The organism is Caballeronia grimmiae (assembly GCF_000698555.1).
Taxonomy (GTDB): domain Bacteria; phylum Pseudomonadota; class Gammaproteobacteria; order Burkholderiales; family Burkholderiaceae; genus Caballeronia; species Caballeronia grimmiae.
This window is the reverse complement of sequence record NZ_JFHE01000002.1, coordinates 55,089-77,271: the sequence shown is the minus strand read 5'-3', so window position 1 is coordinate 77,271 and position 22,183 is coordinate 55,089. Positions and strand designations below refer to the sequence as shown.

Below are 22,183 nucleotides of genomic sequence, written 5' to 3'. Positions count from 1 at the left end.
CAGTTACCGCTGACCCGAACTTGGCCGCGGGCGAACGCTCCGCGCAGGATCACTTGATGGCGCGTCGCGCGGTGGCGGGCGCTACCGTCGGCACGGCGCTCGAATGGTTCGATTTCGCGCTGTACGGCGTCGTCGCCGCCACCATCTTCCCGAAGCTCTTCTTCCCCTCGCTCGATCCGACCGCGTCGCTGCTCGCGTCGCTCGCGAGCTTCTGGGCGGGACTCGCTGCACGTCCGCTCGGCGCCGTGATCTGCGGGATGCTCGGCGACCGCTGGGGACGGCGCAATCTCATGCTCCTCACGGTTTCGGTGATGGGCGTTTCATCGTTCCTGATGGGCCTGCTGCCCACGTACCAGCAAGTCGGCATTCTTGCGCCGATCCTGCTGGTCTCGCTGCGTATCGTTCAGGGTTTTGCGCTGGGCGGCGAATCGACGGGCGCGCAACTCATGGCGGTCGAACACGCATCCCCGGCAAAACGCGGGCTGTACTCGGGCTTGCTCGGCATCTGCTCGCCGCTCAGCCAGATCCTCGCCAACTTCGCCCTCTTCGCGCTGTCCAGTCTGTTATCCGCCGACGACTTCGAATCGTTCGGATGGAGAATCCCGTTCCTCGCGAGCTTCGTGCTCGTGCTGCTCGGCATCTACATCCGCATGAAGGTCAGCGAGACGCCCGCCTTCGAGGCGCTCAAGAAGAAAGGCGAAGGCGCGCGCGCCGCCAATCCGCTCGGCGTCGTCTTCAAGTTCCACTGGCGCACGGCGCTGCGCCTGACGCTGTTCTTCTGCGGCCCGGCTGCGTTGTTCTATCTGATCGTGGTCTTCTCGCTCAGCTATCTGACGAAGAACCTCGGCGTGCCGAAACAGACCGGCTTCATGCTGCTGATGGTCGCCAATGTCTGCGCCATCGTGGGCGCGCTGGCGGGCGGCTATCTGAGCGACCGGATCGGGCGCAAACGCGCGCTGCTGATCGGCTCGTTCTGCACGCTGGTCTGCTGCCTGATCTACTTTCCCATCCTGAATCAGCACTCGGTCGCCATGACGATGGCCGTGATGGGCGCGTTCCTCGGCTTCACGCAGTTTCAGAGCGGCATTCAACCCGTGTGGTTCGCGGAGTCCTTTCCGACCGAAGCGCGCTATACGGGGTCCGCGCTGTCGTACTCGGGCGCGAACCTGCTCACCGGCGGGCCGATGCCGATCGTCGCGGTGGCGCTGCTCAATGCCTTTCACGGTTCGCCGTGGGCGATCGTCGCTGTCTGCGGCTCGCTGAACCTGCTCTCCTTCCTCATGATCGCAACGTCGCGGGAAACGAAAGACACCGCCCTCGAACGCAGCACTACCCACTGAAACCATGACGCGCAAACTCTACATTCTCAACGGCTCCAATCTGAACATGCTGGGCGTGCGTGAGCCGAACATCTACGGCCATACGACGCTCAAGGACATCGAACAGAACTGTCTCGCGCTGGCTGAAGACCTCAAGTTCGACTGCGTGTTCCGCCAGACCAACAGCGAGAGCCAGTTGATCGACTGGATTCAGGAAGCGTTTTTGCAGGACGCCGCGCTGATCATCAATCCGGCGGGCTTTTCGTTCGGGCGCATTCCGGTGCTGGATGCGGTCAAGCTGATTCGTCGGCCGGTGGTGGAAGTGCATATCTCGAACATTCATCGGCGTTCGGAGGAATACCGTCATTCGACGATCTCGGTCGCGGCTACCGCGGTGATCTGTGGAGCTGGCGCAAACGGCTACTTGCTGGGGATCCGCGCGGTGGAGGATCTCTGGGGCGATCAGAGTTGAGCGTCTTTCTTCATCTGTGAGGCACGCGGGCTTCGCAAGGAGTCCGCGGTTCAGCATATGAAGTGGAAGCGTGCCGGCCGAACGCCCGCAATGAGACGAATGGCAAATTGTTCCGCCGAAAGTGGATGTGGGCGATGCGAACGTGCCCCTTTGGCATCGAGGCTGCCGCCGTTAGACGACTAAACGCGGCCGCTCGAATTTAGAAAAAATGCAATCGCACAAGATCGCAGTGCGTTCGCTCGAGCCGAACATCGCTGGAGTCCGGTGACGCCGAACTCATTCTTCGCGCTGTTCGCTCGGCCAAAACAAACTCACGCGCCCCACCCTTATCGCAATCAAAACCCCTCACCATCAAGGCAAGGGGCCGGCATCGACCCTACCCCTCACCGTTTTGCATAATCCTTCGACGTGCACAGCGAAGCGGCAAGCGCCACCTTCGTCTCATCGCGGCCGGCGAGCTTCGCAAACCAGCGGCCCGCATCCTTCGTCATCGCGGTGATCGGCGCGGTGACGCCGCGCAGATACGCCGTCGCCGGAGAAACGATGCGCACGTTCTCCATCATCCCGCGATCCTCGTGATCGAGAATATGGCAGTGCATCACGAAGTCGCCGGTGAAGTCCTGATACACCGTTCGCATCTGAAGCGTATAGCCGGCCTTGAGGAACAGCGTGTCGCGCGTGACGCCCTGCAGGTTGCAGTACTGCGTGTCCGCGCCCTCGTCGGGGATGCAACCGCCATTGCCGTTGAAGATTGACTTGCCGGCTCCGTTCTTGATGTCCATGATCCTGAATGGATTCGTATGGATGTGGAACACATGCGTGGCAAGCGCCGAAGCGGAAACATTCCACTGATCGATGTTGCCCAGCACGCCCGTATAGCCGATCTCATCCGGTTTGTACGCCTTGCCGCTGATCAGGAAAAGCACCGGCGCGGGGAAGGGCTGCGGCACGATCTGAAACTGCTTCTCGACGACGTTCGCCACCGTCCCATCGACGGGAGTCGTCGGTGCGAACGCGCGCAGCGACAGCGATTGCAGATCGGACTTCGCCGGTTGCGCGAGCGTCGGATTGGCCGCGACGAGTTGATCGCGAATGTACTGCCAGTACTTCGAGTGATTGCCGACCGTCGTATTCGGCATGTTGACGCCGGGGCCCACGCGCGCCAGCGACAGCAGCCGGCGGTCCTTCACTTTCGTCGAGTTGGTGCGGAAGTTGATGGTCGCGGATGCATCGGCGGCTTCGTCGAGGATGCAGTACAGCCCCGGCCTCGGGAACGCCACGAGCACGTCGCTGCGATATCCCGGGTTCATCGAGTTGACATCCTTCTCGATCATCGAGGACATCGTGATGCCGTCTTCCGCGAACTCGAGTTGCTTGACCACTTCACCGCTGCACAGTGAGTCGAGCGTCGTGGTTTGCGACGGCTTCGTGTGCGCCCTCGCGAGCGCGGACGCCGCCGCGTTCGTCGCGGTGTTGACCTGCGCCGCCGACAACGATCCCGAATCCGCGAGGCCAAGCGCCGAAAGATTCGCGCGCACGATCTTCACGTTGATGGTGTCGCGGTTGCCGCCGTGAACCATGCGAAGACGGCGGACATCGCCAGCCGGCACATACCCGATCGCGCTCGGAAACACCGGCTGCACGACGCCGTTGATCTGCGTATAGCGGCCCGAGATGATCCACGTCGAATTGAGCTGGCCCGTATGACCCGGCCTCGGGTCGGGAATGAAACCAAGCTGATTGTTATAGCCGCGAATCTCTCCCACGCTGCCTTGCGGGCAGACCCATTCCGCCGTCGTCGGGTCGGCGAGCGGCACGTCCGACGTCGCGTTGCTGAAGCAGCCGTATTCGATCTGCTGAAACAGCATCACGTGCTCGCGCAGCGGCAGCGACAGGAAAAGCACGCGGCGACGCAGAATGGTATCGATATCCGCGCCGCCGTTCGTCATGCCCGGCTTCGCCTGCCGCGAGCCGCGCACGATCAGCACGCCCGCCATGCCGCTCGCGACATCGATCGCGGTCGATCCATGCAGATGCGCGTGATACCAGAACGTGCCGGACGGATGATCGGCGGGGAGCTTGAAGCTGTAATCCTGCGACTTCCCCGGCAGCACGGTCAGCAGCACGTTGTCCGCGTTGCCCGATGGCGATACGTGAAAGCCATGCGTGTGCAGGTTCGTGTTGTTGTAGCAGTGCGGCGTCGAATGATCGGGATTGTCGGGGCAATTCGACGGCGGATCGTTAGCGCCGAGCGTGTTCCTGAGCGACACCTTGAGCGTTGCGCCCGGCTTGATGCTGATCGTCGGGCCGGACGGGCATCCGTTGTACGAACGCATCGAGACGGTATCGAAGGAATCGGTCGACGGATTGTAGAGGCGATAGTTCGCCTTCTGAACCTTCAACGTCACCGATCCCGAATTGCCTGATGGATTCAATCCCTGCAGACATTTCAGGCGCTGAAGCATCGACGACAGGCTGCCGGGTGTGGAGACGGCGGAATTATCGGTGGATGCGTCCGTATCGTCGCTGAGATCGCTGAAGGAACGCGCGGTCAGCGACGTGGTGCTTTGTGCAACGCCGGGCGTCGGAACTAACACCAATGTCAACAACATGGCCAGTCCGGCTCTGACGACCATGCCTATGTGCGCTTTCATCTTCTCTCCTTGCATGAAGGCTGGCGTTAGCCCGCTGCAAGAGGACATTAGGAGATTAGAAACCGTCACGTATCCCTAATCGATTTGGCTGTGTGCGGTGTCGCACATGATCGATGGCGGGCGTTTTCAGAAGGCTTGCATCGAGCAATTTCTTCCGGTTCGAAGCGCGGTTTATAGCGGGCGTTGGGGCTGCGCTGGTTCGCATCCCGAAGCGTAAAGATTACGCGTAGCACTGCCATGCATCACTGCTGCACTGCTTTCGCGCCTTCACCTCGCAGCCAATCGGTGAACGCCTGCACCTCGTCGGATGCCGCGTCAGCCCATGCGATATCGAGCCAGTATCCATACGGGCCGTTCGATTCCACCGCCGACAGTTGCACGAGCGAACCATCGTGCAATTCGTCCGCGATCATGTTGCGGTCCACGACGGCGAGGCCGGTTGCCGCGCGCGCCGCGTGGATGGCCTGGTCGAGCGTCGAGAATTCGATGCCGTTGTCCGCGCACGAGCGAGGGAGGCTCGCCGCGTCGAGCCAGTTCGGCCACAGCGTGAGGCGTGCATCGTTGTGCAGGACATGCAGCGCGGGCAGGCGTGCCAGCAACGCTTCGACGGCCTGTCCCGCGAACTTCATCGCGCCGACGAGCACATGCCGTTCGATGAAAAGCAATTCGGAACGATGATCCGCACGCGCCTCATGCCCGAAACGGATGCAGCAGTGCCGTTCATCGGTCGAGTCGGTTCGAACCGAAAGCTCGATATTGGGCACGGCGTCCATCAGCGAGCCGAGACGGGGCGAGAGCCAGCGCGTGGCGAAGGTAGGCGGTGCGCAAATGGTGAGGCGCTTGCGCTCGCTGCGTTGCGCGCTCGACAGTGCGCGCGTGACGCGCTCGATCGAATCGAACGCTTCGGAAACGCACTCGAGCAATTCCACGCCTTGTGCGGTCAGACGAATGCCCTTGTGATCGCGGTCGAACAGCTTCGTGCCGAGCGCATCTTCGAGCAGCCTGATCTGACGGCTCACCGCGCCGGGTGTCACGCATAACGCCGCCGCCGACTGATTGAAACTCATGTGGCGCGCGCTTTCCTCGAAGAACCGCAGCGCCGTCAGCGATGGCAGGCGGCGCACGGCTTAGCCCCGCTGACGCTTGCGCGCCTGAGCCTTGATCTCGCCTTGCAGCCAGTCGCGAAACAGCGCGACTTGCGGCGCGTCCTGCTGCCCGGTGCGCGTAACGAACCAGTACGACTGATGTCCGTCCACTTCGACATCGAGCAAAGGCACGAGCGCGCGGCGCTGCAATTCCGGCCCGATCATGTGCCGGTCCGCGATGGTCACGCCAAGACCATCGACTGCGGCGCGGATTGCGTGATCCAGCAGATCGAATTCATGGCCGCCGTTGAGATCGACATCGTCGATTTGTGCGGCCTTGAGCCAGTGCTGCCAGGTGAGATAGCGCTGGTCGCTGCTGGCGAGCACGTGCAACAGCGTGAAGGCGTTGAGATCGATGTCGCCGCTCGACTGCGGGCGGTCGCCCAGCAGTCTGGGCGAACAGACGGCGATATGCCGCTCGTGCATCAGCAACTGAATGTCGAGGCCGTCCCACTCGCCGTTGCCGAAGCGGATCGCGCAATCGAGCGCGCCCGATTCGACGAGGTTGTCGCGCAGGCTCGTCGTCAGTGTGATCTGCAGTTCAGGCGCGGCTTCGCGCAGCGATTGCAGGCGCGGCATGAGCCAGCGGCTGGTGAAGGTCGGCGGCGCATTGATGCGCAGCCGCCGGAGATGGCTCTTTTCCTGGATGCTGCGCGCGGTCAGCTCGATACCGTCGAAGGACATCTTGAGCGCCTGCAAAAGCAGCCGCCCAGTAGGAGTCAGTTCGAGATGATGATGCCGGCGCAACAGCAGCGTTTCGCCGAGTTGCGTTTCCAGTTGACGAACCTGCCGGCTCACCGCGCTTTGCGTCACGTGCAGCACGGCGGCCGCGCGCGTGAAGCTTCCGGTATGGCCGGCGACTTCGAACGCCCTGAGCGCATTCAGGGCGGGCATTTTTCGCTTCAATCGTGTCTCCTGTCGGCCGAAGCGGGCGCCTCACAGCGCCGCTCTGGTCAATCTGCTGTGCGAGCGGTTTAACACGCTCGTCGCGGCTCTTGCGGCCGTATCGCGCAGCATTTTACGGATCGAGGCAAATTATGCCGGTCGCGTCCTCCGGACCATGCACACCGGCATCACGCGGCCGCCAGTTCGGCGGCTTGCGTCGGCGTCGCCTGCGCATCCTCGAGAATCATATCCGCGCCCTTCTCCGCGACCATCATCGTCGGCGCGTTGAGGTTGCCCGACGTGATGTTCGGAAAGATCGATGCATCGACGATCCGCAAGCCCGCCACGCCATGCACGCGCAACCGCTCGTCGACCACGGCAGTGCGCGCGTCCGGTCCCATCGCGCACGATCCGCACAGGTGGTAGATCGAGCCGGACTGGTCGCGGAAGTACGCGAGCAGCGCTTCGTCGCTCGTCACATCCGGTCCCGGCGATATTTCCTCGGCCGTGATCCGGCGCAGCGCCTCCGTATGCATGATGCGGCGAATCAGCTTGCTGCCCTGCACCGCTTCGCGCAGATCCTTCTCGGTCGTGAGCGCGTTGATGCGAATCTTCGCCGCATCTTCCGCGCGGTTCGACGCGATCTCGATCGACCCGCGGCTCGTCGGCCGGCACGGGTTGAAGCAGAGCAGGAAGCCCGAGTACGGCTCCGGCTCGAGTTGCGCCTTGCTGCTCTTCGGAATGCGATACGACAGCGGGTTGAAATACAGCTGCAGATTCGGCTCGGTCTCGCGGGCATCGCCCTTGAAGAAGCCGCCGGCCTGATTCACGCTCATCGACAGCGGCCCAGTGCGCTTCAACAGATATTGCAGGCCCACCTTCACTTTGCCGATGAGCGAGCGCAATTCATCGTTGAGCGTCTTCACCGTCGCGCGATAGTAGAAGCTCACGCACAGATGATCCTGCAGGTTCTTGCCGACAGCGGGCAGTTCATGCACGAGCGGAATGTCGTGTTGCGCGAGGAGCGCGGCATCGCCGAGGCCGGAGAGTTGCATGAGCTTCGGCGAATCGACCGCACCCGCCGACAGAATCACTTCGCGCGACGCTCCGAAACCGAGCGACTCGCCGCCACGTGAGGCGAGCACGCCGACCGCACGCTTGTTCTCGTCGAACAGCACGCGATGCACGGTGACGTTGCGCTCGATGCGCAGATTCTTGCGCCCGAGCGCCGGATGCAGATACTCGAAGCTGCTCGACGATCGCTGTCCGTTGCGCGCGTTGACATCGTAGACGCCCGCGCCTTCGAAGTGCGGGCCGTTGAAATCGTCGGTGCGCGGGTAGCCTGCCTGCTGCGCGCCTTCCAGGAAACGCTCGCAAATGGGATGCGCCGAGCCCTTCATCGGCGAGATGCTGATCTTGCCCTGCGCGCCGTGATACTCCGTGTCGCCGAGCGGATGCGATTCGAGCTTGCGGAAATACGGCAGCACGTCACGAAAGCCCCAGCCGCGATTGCCCGCACGCGCCCAGTCGTCGAAGTCGTGCGGCTGGCCGCGCACGTAGATCATCGCGTTGATCGAGCCGGAACCGCCCTGCACCTTGCCGCGCGGACAATACAGCGAACGGCCGTTGAGCTGCGCTTCGGGCTCGCTGTAGTACATCCAGTTGTACTCGGGGTTGTAGTAGGTCTTCGTGAAGCCCACCGGAACCTTGAACCAGAACGATGCATCCTCGCCGCCCGCTTCGAGCAGCAGCACCGAATGCTGTCCCGACTCCGACAGCCTGTCCGCGAGAATGCAGCCCGCCGAGCCCGCGCCCACGATGATGTAGTCGAATTCCATGTCTTGTTGACGATTCATGTTGGATTGCGTGAGCGTTTAGTCTTTAGCCGTCAGCCCTTGGCGGGCGCGAGGTCTTTCACGTCGAAGGGTTTCGACGCCATCTGCAGATGCAGCCGATCGCCCGTATAAGGCGTATGCGCGCGCACCACGTCCATGTTCAGTTCGACGCCCAAGCCCGGCTCGCGCGACGGAATGATGTAGCCGTCTTCCCAGCGAATCGGCGTCTTCAGCACTTCGGCGTGGAAGCTATCCCATGTGCCGATGCTTTCCTGAATCAGGAAGTTCGGCGAGCACGCGGCGATCTGCACGCTGGCCGCCGCGCCGACCGGACCGTTGTAGAGATGCGGTGCGATCTGCGCGTAATGGACTTCGGCAAGGCTCGCGATCTTTTTCGCTTCGAGCAGGCCGCCCACGCGTCCAACGTTGAATTGCAGAATCGACGCGGCGCGCGCTTCGAGCAGCTTGTGGAACTCGTACTTGGTCGTGAGGCGTTCGCCCGCTGCAATCGGAATGCTCGTCTTCGCCGCGACTTGCGCCATCGCGGATTCCTGTCCCGGCGGCACCGGCTCTTCGAACCACAGCGGATCGAACTTGGCGAGACGCTCGGCAAGACGGATCGCGGCTGACGGCACCATCTGCCCGTGCGTGCCGAACAGCAGGTCGGCCTTGCTGCCCACGGCGTCGCGCACCTTGCGGCAGAAGGTTTCGCAGCGATCCATCACGTCGAGCGAAATCTGGTGTCCGGAATACGCGGTGTACGGGCCAGCGGGATCGAACTTCACGGCCGTGAAGCCGAGCGCGACGTTCTGCGCGGCGCATTCGGCGGCGAGATCGGGATCGTCGTAGTCGTACTCGCCGCGGCTGTTCTTCGGATAGAGATACGTATAGGACCGCAGCCGTTCATGCACGCGGCCGCCGAGCAGTTCGTAGACCGGCTTGCCCGCCGCCTTGCCGATGATGTCCCAGCACGCCATTTCGAGGCCGCTGACGACGCCCATCATCGTGAGGTCGGGACGCTGCGTGAAGCCGCTCGAATACGCCTCGCGATAGAAACGCTCGACGTGATGCGGATCGTGGCCGAGGAGATAGCGATCGAAGACATCGTCGATGATGTGCGTCATCGCCTTCGGATGGAATGTCGCCGAGTAAATCTCGCCGACGCCTTCGATGCCGCAATCCGTGCGCAGCTTCACGAAGATCCAGTACATGCCGCCGATGTGCGGCGGCGGAACCGCGACGATAAACGTCTCCAGTGCGGCGATTTTCATTGTTGCGCTCCCTGGCGATTGATCCTGTGTTTGAAGACGAGCCCCGCGACTCCGCCCAGCGCGGCCATGCACGCGACATAGCCGAAATACATCTGGTAGCCGAGGACGCCGGGATAGTTCTGCGTCAGATAGCCGTTCACGAGCGGCAGAAACGTATCGGGCATATAGCCGAGCACGGAGACGAGGCCGATGGCGAGGCCCATCGTCTGCGCGGGCACCTTGCATTGATCGAGCAGCGACCAGTAGAGGCCGCGAATCGCGTACGTCATCACGCCGATGAAGAGGACCAGCACGGCGACCAGCGCGTGACTGGCGATGGCGGGCGCCGCGATCAGCACGAGCAGCGCCGCCGACGCGCAGAAGAGCGCCGTGACGAGCACCGAAACCTTTGAAAAACGATCGCCCAGAAAGCCGCCGCCGACGCCGCCGATCGGGCGCATCCAGAGCTTGAGCGTCGTGATCGCGCCCGCCGTCACCACCGACAGGCCGATCTCCTTCTCGTGCAGATAAGCCGAGAAGCTATACGTCGCCCAGAACACTTGATACCCGCAGAACACGATGGCCGCGAGCAGCAGCAACTCGCGGTTCTTGAAGAGCGCGGCGAGATCGTGAAACACGTTGCTGTCCTTGCGCGCTGCTTGTGCCGATGCGCCCGCTTGCGGATCGCGCACCAGACCGAGCACCACGCCGAGCGCGATGCACAGGAACGCGTACAGGTAGACGACGAGCTTGAAGCCGGCCGCATTCGATTCGCCATGCGTCGACGTGACCCACGCGAACAGCCCGATTGCGATCGTCGCGAGCATCGCTTCGATGAGACCGCGGCCGCCATCGAGAAAGCCGAAGAAGCGGCCCTGCTCGTCGGCGGAAGCGATCATCGACACGCGCTTGATGATCGCTGCCCAGAACGTGAGGCCGGTAGTGAGGCCCCATCCGCCGAAGATGACGACGAGCGATGCGAACGAGGGCGCCGTCGAATACCACAGGCCGAGCGCGCCGGTTGCGATCAGCGAGAACGAAATGAGCATGCGCGGCGCGATGCGGTCAGCGAGCCATCCGCTCGGCAGATAGCACAGAAGAAAGATGATGCCGAGCGCGGAATAGAGATAGCCGAGTTGCGCTTCGCTGATATGGAAGACTTCGAGCATCGTCGGCTGATAGACCTGCCGAAGATACAGAATCGGATAGATCGCGCCCGCGGCAATCACGAGCAACGCAAGCTGCAGATAGCGGCTCGCGTTGGAAGATTCGCGCGGCGCGGCGGCCACGCTTTGGCTGGTTCGTGCTGGGTTGGAAGACAAGGCAGTGCTCCTGGACAGGCCGTTGGCACGGGCAGCAGCGCCGCCCGTGCAGACCTTCACATGTTCTTTTGATGATGGAAGGAAACGTCAGTACTTCATGACGACGAGACGGGTTTGCGTGAATTCGAGCATGCCGTGCTTGCCGTCATCGCCGCCGATGCCCGAGCGCTTCCAGCCCGCGTGGAAGCCTTGATACGGATCGGCCGGAGTGCGGTTGATATACAGCTCGCCGGCTTCGATGCCGTTGGCGACCTTCATCGCGGTGCGATAGTTTTCCGTGTAAAGCACGGACGACAGGCCGAATTGATGATCGTTGGCCATCGCGAGCGCCTCGTCCAGCGTACGGTACGAGAGCACCGCGAGCACCGGGCCGAAGGTCTCCTCCTGCACGATCTCCATGTCCTGGCGGCAGTTCGAAAGCAGCGTCGGCGGATAGAAGAAGCCGCGTCGCGCGGGCACTTCACCGCCCGTTTCCAGCGTTGCGCCCGCTTCGATGGCGCGGCGGACCATCGCATGGATGCCGTCGCGCGATGCCGCGTTTACGAGCGGACCCATGAAGGCGGCGTCGTCGGCGCGGTCGCCGATCTGCTTCGCGAGCATCTGTTGCTTCAGCAAGCCGACGAATTCATCGTGGATGCGCTCGTGCACGTAGACGCGCTCGATGGCCGTGCAAAGCTGCCCGCTATGCGTGAGTTTCGAGGCGACCAGCTCGCGCGCCGCCTTCTGCAAGTCCGCATCCGGCTCGATGATCGCGGGCGTCTTGCCGCCCAGTTCCAGCGACGGCTTCGCAATGTTCGCCTTGCAGTACTCGAGCACCTTGCGCCCCGCCGACACGCTGCCCGTCAGCGTGATCATGCCGACCGACGGATGCGTGCAGACGGCTTCGGCCGCCCCGTGATCCATCGCCAGGACATTGACGACGCCCGGCGGCAACGCGGCGCGTTCGACGGCGCGCGCCAGTTCGAACGCCGACAGCGGCGTGTTGTTGCTCGGACGCACGACGACGGTATTGCCCGCGATCAACGCCGGCGCGACCTTGCGCATCAGCGTGTAGATCGGGAAATTGAACGGAATCAGACACGCGACGACACCGATCGGCTCGCGATGCAGCACGAGGTTTTCATCGGGCGTGTCGCTCGGAATGACTTCGCCTTCGATGCGGCGCGCCCATTCCGCGTGATAGCGCGTGATCTCGGCGGCATAGACCGCTTCGTTGGTGGCATCCGGCACGCTCTTGCCGGATTCCAGCGCGAGCGCCGCGCCGATGCGGCCCGACGCTTCGACGATCGCATCCGCCAGGCGGCGCATGTGCGCGGCGCGTTCCACGGCGGTCGTCGCGCGCCAGCCCTTTTGCGCGGCGGCAGCATGCGCGACGGCGGCAAGCGCCTCGTCGCGCGAGGCGTGATGCACGTGCCCCGCCACTTCGCCGGTGGCCGGATTGAGGACAGCGGCGATATCGCCGCTGGCGGGCTCGATGAAACGTCCGTTCACGAAATTGCGTTCTGGCTTCATGCGTCTCGGTTCTTCCTTGTCGATTGACGGGCCGGCTTGCGGCGTTTTGTCCACTAGGCGGCGGGCCATTCTTTCGCGCCTCGCGCTGCAACGACAAGCGAAGTTTTCGCTGGCAAAGCATTCGAAAAACTCACGCTTGGCCTGCGACTAAATCCTTTGAAGAACACGCACGGCTGAAGCACAATTCGTCGCTCGGCGCGCGCCGGTCGATCAACTTTCTTTAGAAGCTAGCTTTCCTAAATAAGTAAAAGAGTCGAGACACTCATGAGAATCAAAACCTTATTGCTCGCGGCGCTTGGCTGCGTATCCTCCACCGTCTTCGCGCAAAGTAGCGTCACGCTATACGGCGTGCTCGACGAAGGCATCGACTACACGAGCAACGTCGCGTCGAAAGACGTGTACGAACTGACGAGCGGCTATGCGTCGGGCAGCCGCTGGGGCATGCGCGGCGTCGAAGATCTGGGCGGCGGCACTCAGGCCGTGTTCCAGCTCGAAAGCGGCGTGAATCTGAGCAATGGCGCGGCCGGACAAGGCGGACGCATGTTCGGCCGGCAAGCCTATGTCGGCGTGCAGAGCGCGCAACTCGGCGCGGTCACGCTCGGACGCCAGTACGATTCCGTCGTCGACTATCTCGCGCCGATGACGGCCAACGGCAACTTCGCCGGTTATCTGTTCGCGCATCCGTTCGACAACGACAACACGGACAACTCGTTCCGCGTCAACAATACGGTCAAGTACGCGAGCCCGTCTTTCGGCGGCTTCAGGTTCGGCGGGACGTACAGCTTCAGCAACGCGTCGAGCTTCGCGAACAACAGGCAATACAGCGTGGGCGCATTGTACGCAAATGGCGGCCTTGCAATGGGCGCGGCGTATCTGCATGCGAACGATCCCGGCCTGACCGATAACGGCGCAATCGCGGCCAACGACGCGAGCTTCGTCGCGACGCGCATGCAGGTGTTCGGCGCGGGCATCAACTACACGTTCGGCGCGGCTACGGCGGGATTCGCGTACACGAACGCGAGTTATCGCGACCCCGTGACGAACGGCTATATCGGCGGATCGCTCGCCGCCGAAGGCAATACGCTGCGAAATTTGCGCTATCAGAACTTCGAAGTGAACGGCAAGTACCAGTTCAGCCCCGCGCTGTTTGTCGGCGCACAGTACGTCTATTCGATGGAAACCTACGATTCCACCGCCGGCAAGGTGAAGCCGAAGATTCACTCGGCGGGCGTGATGGCCGACTATCTGCTGTCGAAGCGCACGGACGTGTATGTGCAGGGCGTGTATCAGAAGATCGCGGGATCGTCGACGGACTCGGTACTCGATCATGCGTACATTCCGGGCGCGCAAGGCGTGTCGTCGAATTCGGAGCAGTTCGTCGCGCGCGTGGCGCTGAGGCACGCGTTCTGACGTAGTGCGCCGTGACGCTAAAGGCCGCTCCGTATTCGTACGAAGCGGCCTTTTTGCTTCACGCGCCGGAATAGCGATTGCTGCCGTTCACGCAACGGCGTCGTCTTGCTGGCGACGCTGCAACGAACCGGAGAATCACATGGCACAACCACCCGCACTCTTTACACCGGCGCGCGTTCGCAGCCTGGAACTGGCGAACCGCATCGTCATTGCGCCGATGTGTCAGTACTCCGCCGACGACGGCTGCATGACCGAGTGGCATCTGATTCATCTCGGGCAGCTGGCCATGTCGGGCGCGGCGCTGCTCACGATCGAAGCGACGGCCGTGCTGCCGGAAGGCCGCATCACCTGGGCGGACGTCGGCTTATGGAACGACGAAACGGAAGCCGCCATCGACCGGACGCTGAAAGGCATTCGCCGCTGGTCCGACATGCCGATCGCGATCCAGCTGGGTCACGCGGGGCGCAAGGCCTCGACGGAAGTGCCGTGGGAAGGCGGAGCGCAGCTTCCGCCAGATGATCCGCACGGCTGGCAGACCGAAGCGCCGTCGTCCGTGCCGTACGAAGCCAGCGAAACGCCGCCCGTCGAACTCGATCGCGCGGGGCTTGCACGCATCCGCGATGCGTTCGCCGCGTCCACTGCGCGCGCCGCCCGGCTCGGCATCGACCTGATTCAGATTCACGCGGCGCATGGCTACCTGCTGCATCAGTTCTTGTCGCCGCTTTCCAACCGGCGCGACGACGAATACGGCGGCTCGCTCGAGAACCGTATGCGTTTTCCGCTCGAAATTTTCGATGCCGTGCGCGCCGCGTTCCCCGACGATCGCCCGGTGACGATTCGCGTATCCGGCACGGACTGGGTCGATGGCGGATGGGACATCGAGCAGACAATTGCGTTCGCGCGGGCGCTGGACGCGCGCGGCTGCGATGCGATCCACGTGTCGAGCGGCGGACTCGATCCCGCGCAGCAGATTCCTGTCGGTCCGAGCTATCAGGTGCCGCTTGCGCGAGCGGTCAAGGCGGCGGTGAAAATGCCGGTCGTGGCGGTCGGGCTGATAACGGGCATCGAGCAGGCGGAGGGAATCATCGGCACGGGCGACGCCGACATGATTGCGCTGGCCCGCACCGCGCTCTACGACCCGCGTTGGCCGTGGCACGCGGCGGCGGAGCTCGGCGCGCACGTGCGGGCGCCGAAGCAGTATTTGCGCTCGCAGCCTCACAAGTATCGGGATTTGTTCGACGAGGACTGACACGCGGCACGCGCCGGCGCTGCGGCGTGCTATCTTCAAAGCGTCGCGCGTGGAAGTTCGAAGCTGTCGCCATCATGAGTCAAGTCCGCTATCCGCTCGGCCCCGACGATCGGGTGCATCTCCTGTGCTGGCTCACATGCGGCTTTCTCGGCGCGTATTACCTCGAAGGCGCGTGGCCCGATCCGTCGTTTCAGGTGCGGGCGGCGCATCGCTGGCTGGAACGGCATCAGCGCGCCGCCGACTGGATCGAGACCGCGAAACTATCGGTGAAGGCGCAGGCGCTCGCAGCGCGCTTTCGTCCGATGCTCGATACCGACGCGGGCCGCGGCGCCATCGAGCAGATGATTGAGGCCGACGAACTCGACTACGACAGCGCCGTGGTGCAGCGCATATTCAGTGCATGTGTGATCGAGCTGACGCAGCGGGGTCGGCCCTCGCGATAGACTAATCAGTCATCCGTAATTTTTAGGCTCACTCGCGTGCGTTATCGGCGATGGTAAAGGTCGCGCCTTCACTGCGAACGATCTTCACCGAGTGCTTGCCGGACGCCTCTCGCGAAACTTTCACGCTGAACGACCCTGCCCCGACCTGAACATTCTCGACGGTGACGTCGCCCCACTCGGGCGGCAAGCCCAAGGGGTTGATCGTCACGTGCGACGTCCGTCCATCGACGACGATGCCCAGCGCCGATTGAATCAGCGAAAAAGGAATGCCGGCCGTCCAGGCCTGAATCAGATTCGCCGACTTGTATTCGACCGGTGCAACACCGGCCTCGCGTTCGTATCCGCAAAACAGTTCGGGAAGGCGATAGTTGAACGCTTTCGCGGTCTCGAGCGTCGCGGAAAGAATGCTCTCGACGGCTCCCGCAGACCTCACGTTGCTTGCGCTCCACGCAGCGATCGCCATTTCGTGCGGCCAGCAAGGACCGCGATGGTACAAGTCGGGCTTATAGCGCGCTTCGCCCTCCGCCAACGTGCGAATGCCCCACCCGGAGAACAGCGGCGCGCTGAGCGCATCAGCCAGGATCGACGCCGCCCGGTGCGCGGGAACGACCTCGCACCACGGCAGATGGACCATATTCGAAGCGCGTACGCGGCATGGGTTCTTGTCGCCGTCCAGCGCCAGCGCGTAGTAACCCTTGTCTTCCTGCCAGAACGACGCGTCGAAGCGCGCGAGAATCACTTCCGCCGCGGAACCGCAGAACTCGGCACGTTTCTGAAAGCCCAGTGCGGTTGCCATCTCGCTTCCGGCGCGCCAGGCCGAATATGCGTAGCCCTGCACCTCGCACAAAGCGATGGGCCCGCGAGGGAACGTACCGTCTTCGTGCATGATGGCGTCCCACGAATCCTTCCAGCCCTGATTCGCGAGACCCTGGCCCGGATCGGCTGCGTATTCGATGAAACCGTCGCCGTCCTGATCGCCGTAGTCGCTCATCCACTGCAATGCGAGATCGACCTGAGGCCACAGGCTGCGCAGCAGAGCATCATCGCCGGAGCGCACCCAATAGGCATGAACGCAGATGACGAAAAGTATCGTCGTGTCCACGCTGCCGTAATAGCAGTAAAACGGATTGAGCCTCGCTCTCGATGTCTCGCCCAGACGCCTTTCATGCATGGTCTTGCCGGGCCACGCCTGCCGGAAGGTGTCTATCTCCGTGGCCTGATACTTCGCATGATGGAGCAAGACGCCCTTCATGATTTGCGGGCTGAACTCCAGTGTCTGCAACCCGGTGATGAGGCCGTCACGTCCAAAGGGCACCGCAAACCAGGGCAATCCGGCGACAGGATAAGGCCCAGTGTCCAGCGTGACGGTCATGATCGACAGGTCGGCTTCCGCCCGCGTGAGCCAGCTGTTCACGTCAGCATTCGTGGAGCGGACGTTGCAGCCGCCAGCGAACGCCGCAAGCCTGCTGTGTTTGAGGACGTCCCAGGCCTTCGTCCAGGATTCCACGTCCACGGTCGATGCCTGTGCTCCAGCCTGGAAGACCAGTTTCCACGTTTCGCCAGATTGCAGGCTTCTGGCAAAGCGCATCGTTCCGGCTTGCGAGCCGACCGGATGCTCCGATGCTTCGATTGCGCTGCGTAAGCGCCGCCCGTCCAGGGTGTCGTACTCCACGCTCTGTCCGGACGTTGCGAGCTTCGCGGGATGGAGCGTGCCTCGCGGGCCTTTCGGCGGGAACCTGACGTAGAAGGTATCGAAGAAGTCGGCTGCGAAATCGACATCTATGGATATGTCTTCGATTCCGCTTCCGCTATTCGTCGTCTCCATGCTGATCCACAGATCGGATTCTCCGAACGTATAAGTGACGGTCAAACCGATATGATCGTGAGCCGCCGAGCAATACGTGAAAGCGAAGTACGACAGCGTCGAGTCGGTGTCGGAGCTTTGCAGCCTGCAAAGCGCGCCATTGAGCCGGAAGCGAAACAGCGACACGATCCGCATGTCGTCGACATAGAATCCCGTTTCGCCGTTCCTTGCACTGTCGATGTCGCCATCGTTGGAAATGACGACGAGCGCCGACGCACCCGCGCGACTGATGAACGATGTCGAGACGGCGCGTTGCGGATCTGGCTGGTCGTCGCCCGCATTGCTTAGTTTTCCGAATATATCCCACGCGGGAAGCGCGGGCTCGCCAGCCGAATCCGGGCTCAGGCGCGGGATGCCGACGGTGTCATCGAGATCGGGAGTGCGTAGGCCCGCGGTTCTCGCGGGCGGCGACCCTGCGCCGCGCCGGGAGATGGCCCAGCGCGATGGCGGCGACCATCGATGAAGATTGCGGGAACGCCAGCGCGTTCGCAAAACGGGTATCTGGAACTTCGCCACTGGCGCGCCCTCTATCGCAGATTGAAATGGTCGAGGGAGACGCCCGGCGATGGATACCTATAACACTTTTTGTCTAGGCCACGGCAATGCATCGGTCTGACCACGTGATTGCGTGTGCGTTGCGAACTATCGCGGCAACGCGGCTTTGCAGACTCTCATGCTGGGCTTGGGCTTGTCAGCAAGACCTTCCCAGTGAGCGTAAAGGAAGTTGATGATGGCCTCTTCCGTCTCCTGGCCCCGAACTCCGTTGATAGTGTAGAACAGCCTTACTGCGAACAGCAAGGCGATTACCGCCGTCGCCGCAGTCCAGTAGGGTCCGATCTGCCCGTGTCTTGCAACGACGCACGGCGCCACGAAAAGAACCGGGGCGATGAATCCGACCACGAGATTGATTTCCGCTTCCATGTGATCGGTGGACAGCGCCGGAACCTTCGTGCGAAGCCAAAGCTTGCAATACTCGCGCACATAGAACTCCGGAGGGCGAATGAGGCCGTGCTCCTTATAGTCCGCTTCGTGATTCGCCAGTTCGAAAACCTTGTATTGGCCGATCACGCTATCCACTTTGTCGCTTCCATAGATGAAGCGCATCTGTTCGAGCATCTTGCTGACATAACGAGCCGGAGGCCAGCCATGCCTAAGCCATGCCGTGCTCAGGGCGAAGGTGGTTTCACGCGAGATATAGCCGAGCACGTACGAGACGGCCAGCACCAGCATCACGAGCAGGGCCAGGGCAAAGGATTGCGACCCGAAATTCTTCGTGAGCCACGCGATGAGCGCGCCTTGCTGGCTGATGTCGGTCCAGAAGACGACAGCCAATGCCTCGCAGAGCAGGAGGAAGCCGGGCGTCAGCACGCCGAGGATAAGAAGTCGTGCGCGGCTGCCGATCATTCCGGCGAGGTTGCCCACTTCCTTCAAGGCTCCTTCCATCCGACGCTCCCGGTTGAGGCGGTGACAAGGCCCTGCGCTCGACTCAGCCAGATTACACGCTCTGTCGCGCTTGCGCCAATTGGTGCGCGTGATTCCAGCGTGCCGCCGCGAAGGGATGATCCGTCAGCACGAGACGCGCTTGAAGCAGGAGGGTATCGCCGTTTAGTTGCGTCCAGTAAGGACTAGGGCCGATGAAACTGACGCGAGCGAGCGCACACAGCAAATCAGCGCCGACTTCGAGTTGCCCTTCCGGGTCCACGACGAGCACCACTGCGTTCGAGTCCAGTAGCGACGCAAGGTCATCGTCAGGCGCGCAGTCCTCGATAAGCAGCCCCGGAAAGAGGCGAGCGAGCGGGGCCAGTTCTCGGCTGAAGGCGCTCGACGTTACGACTATCGGGGCCGCGCGCGGCGTACGGACTGCATGCCGCACCGGAACGGTGATCGTGGGTGTCGGGAGAAACGTCGCGTCGTGGCCCGTGGGTCTGGCGACATGACTCAACGCCCACTGCTGTGGCGCATTCGAACCGGTCCTGCGCCCGCACGACTCGACGATGGACTCGAGCTTCATGGCAACTGCCTCCCACGTGAGCGCGCCCGCGAACGCCACGCTTTTCGCGCTCAAATCGCTACGGAACGTCTCATCGGAATACAACGACTCCAACGCCCGCACCGCCGACTCCCTGTCGATGAAATGGCGGACGATGCCGAACTCATCGACAACGGTTCCCTCATCCCCGACGATGATTCCGCAACGCTGCACCAGTTCTTCTGTCGCGCTGAAGCCGCCTGCAACGGTTGGCACGCCCGCTGCGGCCGCCTGAGGCGTCGGCAGGCCGAAGCCTTCTCCCCACGAACAGAGCAAATGGACGTCGGAAGCCTGATACAGGCCGGACACTTCCTCCATCGTCAACGCCTTGCAACTGTGCGTATTCGCCAGTTTGACTATGTCGCGAAGACCGAGAATGTCGATGTCTGTGTGGAGGTCGTAGAGGTACGCGCCATGCTCGGCATCGGCGACGATGTTCGTGTTGAGCAGCAGCGCGACATCGTCCTTTCCCGAAGCGAAAGCCTTTACGATATTGAGCAGTCTCGGCAGCAACTTGCGCCGATGGTTACGCGCATCGGATAGGATGACGAACTTTTCATCGAGATCAAAGCGCCGCTTGGCAGCGTGCTTGTCCGGCGGCGGGCGGAACAGATGCTCATCGCAGCCATGCGGCACGAACTCTGCGGCGATCCCTGAACGCGCAGACGATTCGACGCCGAACATGCTCATCGAAATGCGCTCATCCGCCTGCGCCAGAATGCCAACCCACGCGTCGGGCAGCGAACCATCCGGCAATGTGCCGTCGACAGGATAGTAGATGATCCAGCTTATCCCGCTCGCATCGAGCATATTCCGAACGGATTGCTGTGCGAGGTAATAGACCCAAGGCACATCGCCGAGTGTAACGAGCACATTAGGCTGGAATGACTGAATGGCCTGACGCAATTCTTCGATGCAGCTTTCAGGACTGACCGGACAGGCGATCACGTTGAGATCGTCCGTTGGCGGCCGGGCGCCTTCGGTCCACCAGCCCAATACGGTGACCGCGTGCCCGCGCCTTTGCAGGCAAGCGCAAAGCTCACGTGTGACGAGTCCAAAGCCGCTGGGGCGGTCGGGTGCATCCGACATCCAGAGAATCCTGGCCATTTGCGCTCCTTACCGCGCGTCGGCGGCGAAAGCTATTCAGGCTCTTGATTCAGGACTGTTGAAGCGGATTGCCGATATCGATTCATCGGCTCATTGCGTCGGTAGCAGGCGGCCAGGGTCGCGTCGGCCTCGGGCGGCATGAAGGAAGGAGACCACGACGGAAGTGGCCGGTCAAGCAGGACCGGCCCTTAGCGATAGAAAGCTGGGGAAGAGACTGTATGAGCGTCGAGGCATCGATCGACCGGCGAGCACGACACGCATGAAAACCGAATCACCCGCACGCCGGACGACGCGCGGGCTCGATCACCATCAAGGCTTCAGCACGACCTTGATACAGCCGTCCTTCTTGTCGCGGAACGTCTCGTACATGCCCGCGCCCTCGGACAGCGGCAGCGTATGCGTAATCACGAACGACGGATCGATCTGTCCTTCCTGAATACGGTGCAGCAGATCGTCGGTCCAGCGCTTCACGTGCGTCTGCCCCATGCGCCACGTCAGCCCCTTGTTCATCGACGCGCCGAACGGAATCTTGTCGATGAGACCGCCGTAGACGCCCGGCACCGACAGCGTGCCCGCCGGCCGGCACACATAGATCATTTCGCGCAGCACGTGCGGGCGGTCCGTTTCGAGCATCACGGCCTGCTTCGCACGGTCGTAGATGGCGTCGATGGAACGCGTCGCGTGCGATTCCATCCCGACGGCGTCGATGCACTTCTCCGGGCCCTTGCCCTGCGTGAGATCGCGCAGGCGTTCCAGCACGCTCTCTTCCTTGAAATTGATGACGATGGCGCCGCCCGCACGGGCCATCTCGAGCCGCTCCGGCACCCAGTCAATCGCGATCACCTGCTTCGCGCCGAGCAGCACGGCGCTGCGAATCGCCATCTGGCCGACGGGGCCTGCGCCCCAGATCGCCACCGTGTCCGTCGGTTCGATGTCGCATTGCACCGCCGCCTGCCAGCCGGTCGGAAAGATGTCGCCGAGAAACAGCACTTGCTCGTCAGTGAGGCCATCGGGAATCTTCACGTGCGTCTTGTCCGCGAACGGCACGCGCACGTATTCCGCCTGCCCGCCCGGATAGCCGCCCGTCAGATGCGTATAGCCGAACAGTCCCGCCGTGGTATGGCCAAACAGTTTGTCGGCGACATCCTTGTTACGATTGCTGCGCTCGCACACCGAGAAGTTGCCGCGGCGGCACTGCTCGCACTCGCCGCAGGTGATCGTGAACGGCACGACGATGCGGTCGCCCTTCTTCAGCGCGCTGTTCTCGCTGCCGACTTCGACGACTTCGCCCATGAACTCGTGGCCCATGATGTCGCCGGATTCCATGCCGGGCATGAAGCCGTCGAAGAGGTGCAGATCGGAGCCGCAGATCGCGCACGTCGTCACCTTGATGATCGCATCGCGCGGATGCTCGATCACCGGGTCCGGAACGGTTTCGTATCGAATGTCCTTCTTGCCCTGCCATATCAGCGCCTTCATTGCTTGCCTCCTGCGGGAGTGAGTAGTCGTGCCGCGCGTGGGTCCGTTCGCTCGACGTATCAGGCGACGACCGTAGCCCGCTTCAAGCAACGCGTGTTCCGCACCGCAAACAACGCAAGTCTTGCAAACGTGAAAGGCAGCGCAGAGGCATATCCAACGTGCGCGCGACGGCGTGCACTGCAACAACGCGCCGCAACGTGCGTGACCT

The 22,183-nt window shown here is 62.5% G+C and carries 16 protein-coding genes; 5 read left to right on the top strand and 11 right to left on the bottom strand.

What is annotated here, in order from left to right; genetic code table 11:
• The first annotated feature begins 56 nt into the window (after positions 1–56).
• Together BG57_RS02640 and BG57_RS02635 are read left to right on the top strand one after the other, a co-directional pair.
• A complete protein-coding gene (locus BG57_RS02640; protein ID WP_035960379.1) occupies positions 57–1,340 on the top strand; it encodes an MFS transporter in 1,284 nt (427 codons plus the stop codon).
• A gap of 4 nt (positions 1,341–1,344) precedes the next feature.
• On the top strand, positions 1,345–1,791 hold the full coding sequence (locus tag BG57_RS02635; protein WP_035960027.1) for a type II 3-dehydroquinate dehydratase: 447 nt from the start codon (positions 1,345–1,347) through the stop codon (positions 1,789–1,791).
• A gap of 383 nt (positions 1,792–2,174) precedes the next feature.
• On the opposite strand, the gene BG57_RS02630 is transcribed toward BG57_RS02635, so the two are convergent.
• The 7 genes from BG57_RS02630 to aldA form a co-directional block, all read right to left on the bottom strand.
• Positions 2,175–4,445, bottom strand: coding sequence for a multicopper oxidase family protein (locus BG57_RS02630; RefSeq protein WP_229753967.1), 2,271 nt, complete (start codon positions 4,443–4,445; stop codon positions 2,175–2,177).
• A gap of 242 nt (positions 4,446–4,687) precedes the next feature.
• Positions 4,688–5,569, bottom strand: coding sequence for a LysR substrate-binding domain-containing protein (locus BG57_RS02625; protein WP_035960026.1), 882 nt, complete (start codon positions 5,567–5,569; stop codon positions 4,688–4,690).
• 3 nt (positions 5,570–5,572) lie between these two features.
• Positions 5,573–6,484, bottom strand: coding sequence for a LysR substrate-binding domain-containing protein (locus BG57_RS02620; RefSeq protein WP_035960024.1), 912 nt, complete (start codon positions 6,482–6,484; stop codon positions 5,573–5,575).
• 179 nt (positions 6,485–6,663) lie between these two features.
• On the bottom strand, positions 6,664–8,313 hold the full coding sequence (locus BG57_RS02615) for a GMC family oxidoreductase (RefSeq protein WP_035960022.1): 1,650 nt from the start codon (positions 8,311–8,313) through the stop codon (positions 6,664–6,666).
• Between the two features lie 50 nt (positions 8,314–8,363).
• A complete protein-coding gene (locus tag BG57_RS02610) occupies positions 8,364–9,581 on the bottom strand; it encodes a mandelate racemase/muconate lactonizing enzyme family protein (protein WP_035960020.1) in 1,218 nt (405 codons plus the stop codon).
• Entirely contained in the window at positions 9,578–10,882 is a 1,305-nt protein-coding gene (locus BG57_RS02605; protein ID WP_035960018.1) for an MFS transporter, read from the bottom strand. The genes BG57_RS02610 and BG57_RS02605 overlap by 4 nt, the downstream gene beginning before the upstream one ends.
• Before the next feature lie 87 nt (positions 10,883–10,969).
• A complete protein-coding gene (aldA, locus tag BG57_RS02600; RefSeq protein WP_035960015.1) occupies positions 10,970–12,394 on the bottom strand; it encodes an aldehyde dehydrogenase in 1,425 nt (474 codons plus the stop codon).
• A gap of 264 nt (positions 12,395–12,658) precedes the next feature.
• On the opposite strand from aldA, the gene BG57_RS02595 reads away from it, so the two are divergent.
• The 3 genes from BG57_RS02595 (at position 12,659) to BG57_RS02585 (ending at position 15,496) form a co-directional block, all read left to right on the top strand.
• Complete coding sequence (locus BG57_RS02595; protein ID WP_035960014.1) at positions 12,659–13,804, top strand: porin; 1,146 nt, start codon at positions 12,659–12,661, stop codon at positions 13,802–13,804.
• Between the two features lie 139 nt (positions 13,805–13,943).
• Entirely contained in the window at positions 13,944–15,053 is a 1,110-nt protein-coding gene (locus BG57_RS02590) for an NADH:flavin oxidoreductase/NADH oxidase (RefSeq protein ID WP_035960012.1), read from the top strand.
• Positions 15,054–15,127: 74 nt separating this feature from the next.
• Positions 15,128–15,496, top strand: coding sequence for a hypothetical protein (locus BG57_RS02585; RefSeq protein WP_035960010.1), 369 nt, complete (start codon positions 15,128–15,130; stop codon positions 15,494–15,496).
• A 28-nt stretch (positions 15,497–15,524) separates the two neighbouring features.
• Here BG57_RS02585 and BG57_RS02580 read toward each other — a convergent pair whose 3' ends face one another.
• From BG57_RS02580 to BG57_RS02565, 4 genes are all read right to left on the bottom strand, one after another.
• Positions 15,525–17,876, bottom strand: coding sequence for a glycogen debranching N-terminal domain-containing protein (locus tag BG57_RS02580; RefSeq protein ID WP_052005580.1), 2,352 nt, complete (start codon positions 17,874–17,876; stop codon positions 15,525–15,527).
• 126 nt (positions 17,877–18,002) lie between these two features.
• Entirely contained in the window at positions 18,003–18,803 is an 801-nt protein-coding gene (locus BG57_RS02575; RefSeq protein WP_035960008.1) for a hypothetical protein, read from the bottom strand.
• A 52-nt stretch (positions 18,804–18,855) separates the two neighbouring features.
• Complete coding sequence (locus tag BG57_RS02570; protein ID WP_152562490.1) at positions 18,856–20,496, bottom strand: glycosyltransferase family 4 protein; 1,641 nt, start codon at positions 20,494–20,496, stop codon at positions 18,856–18,858.
• Between the two features lie 309 nt (positions 20,497–20,805).
• On the bottom strand, positions 20,806–21,975 hold the full coding sequence (locus BG57_RS02565) for a zinc-dependent alcohol dehydrogenase (protein WP_035960002.1): 1,170 nt from the start codon (positions 21,973–21,975) through the stop codon (positions 20,806–20,808).
• Positions 21,976–22,183 lie beyond the last annotated feature (208 nt).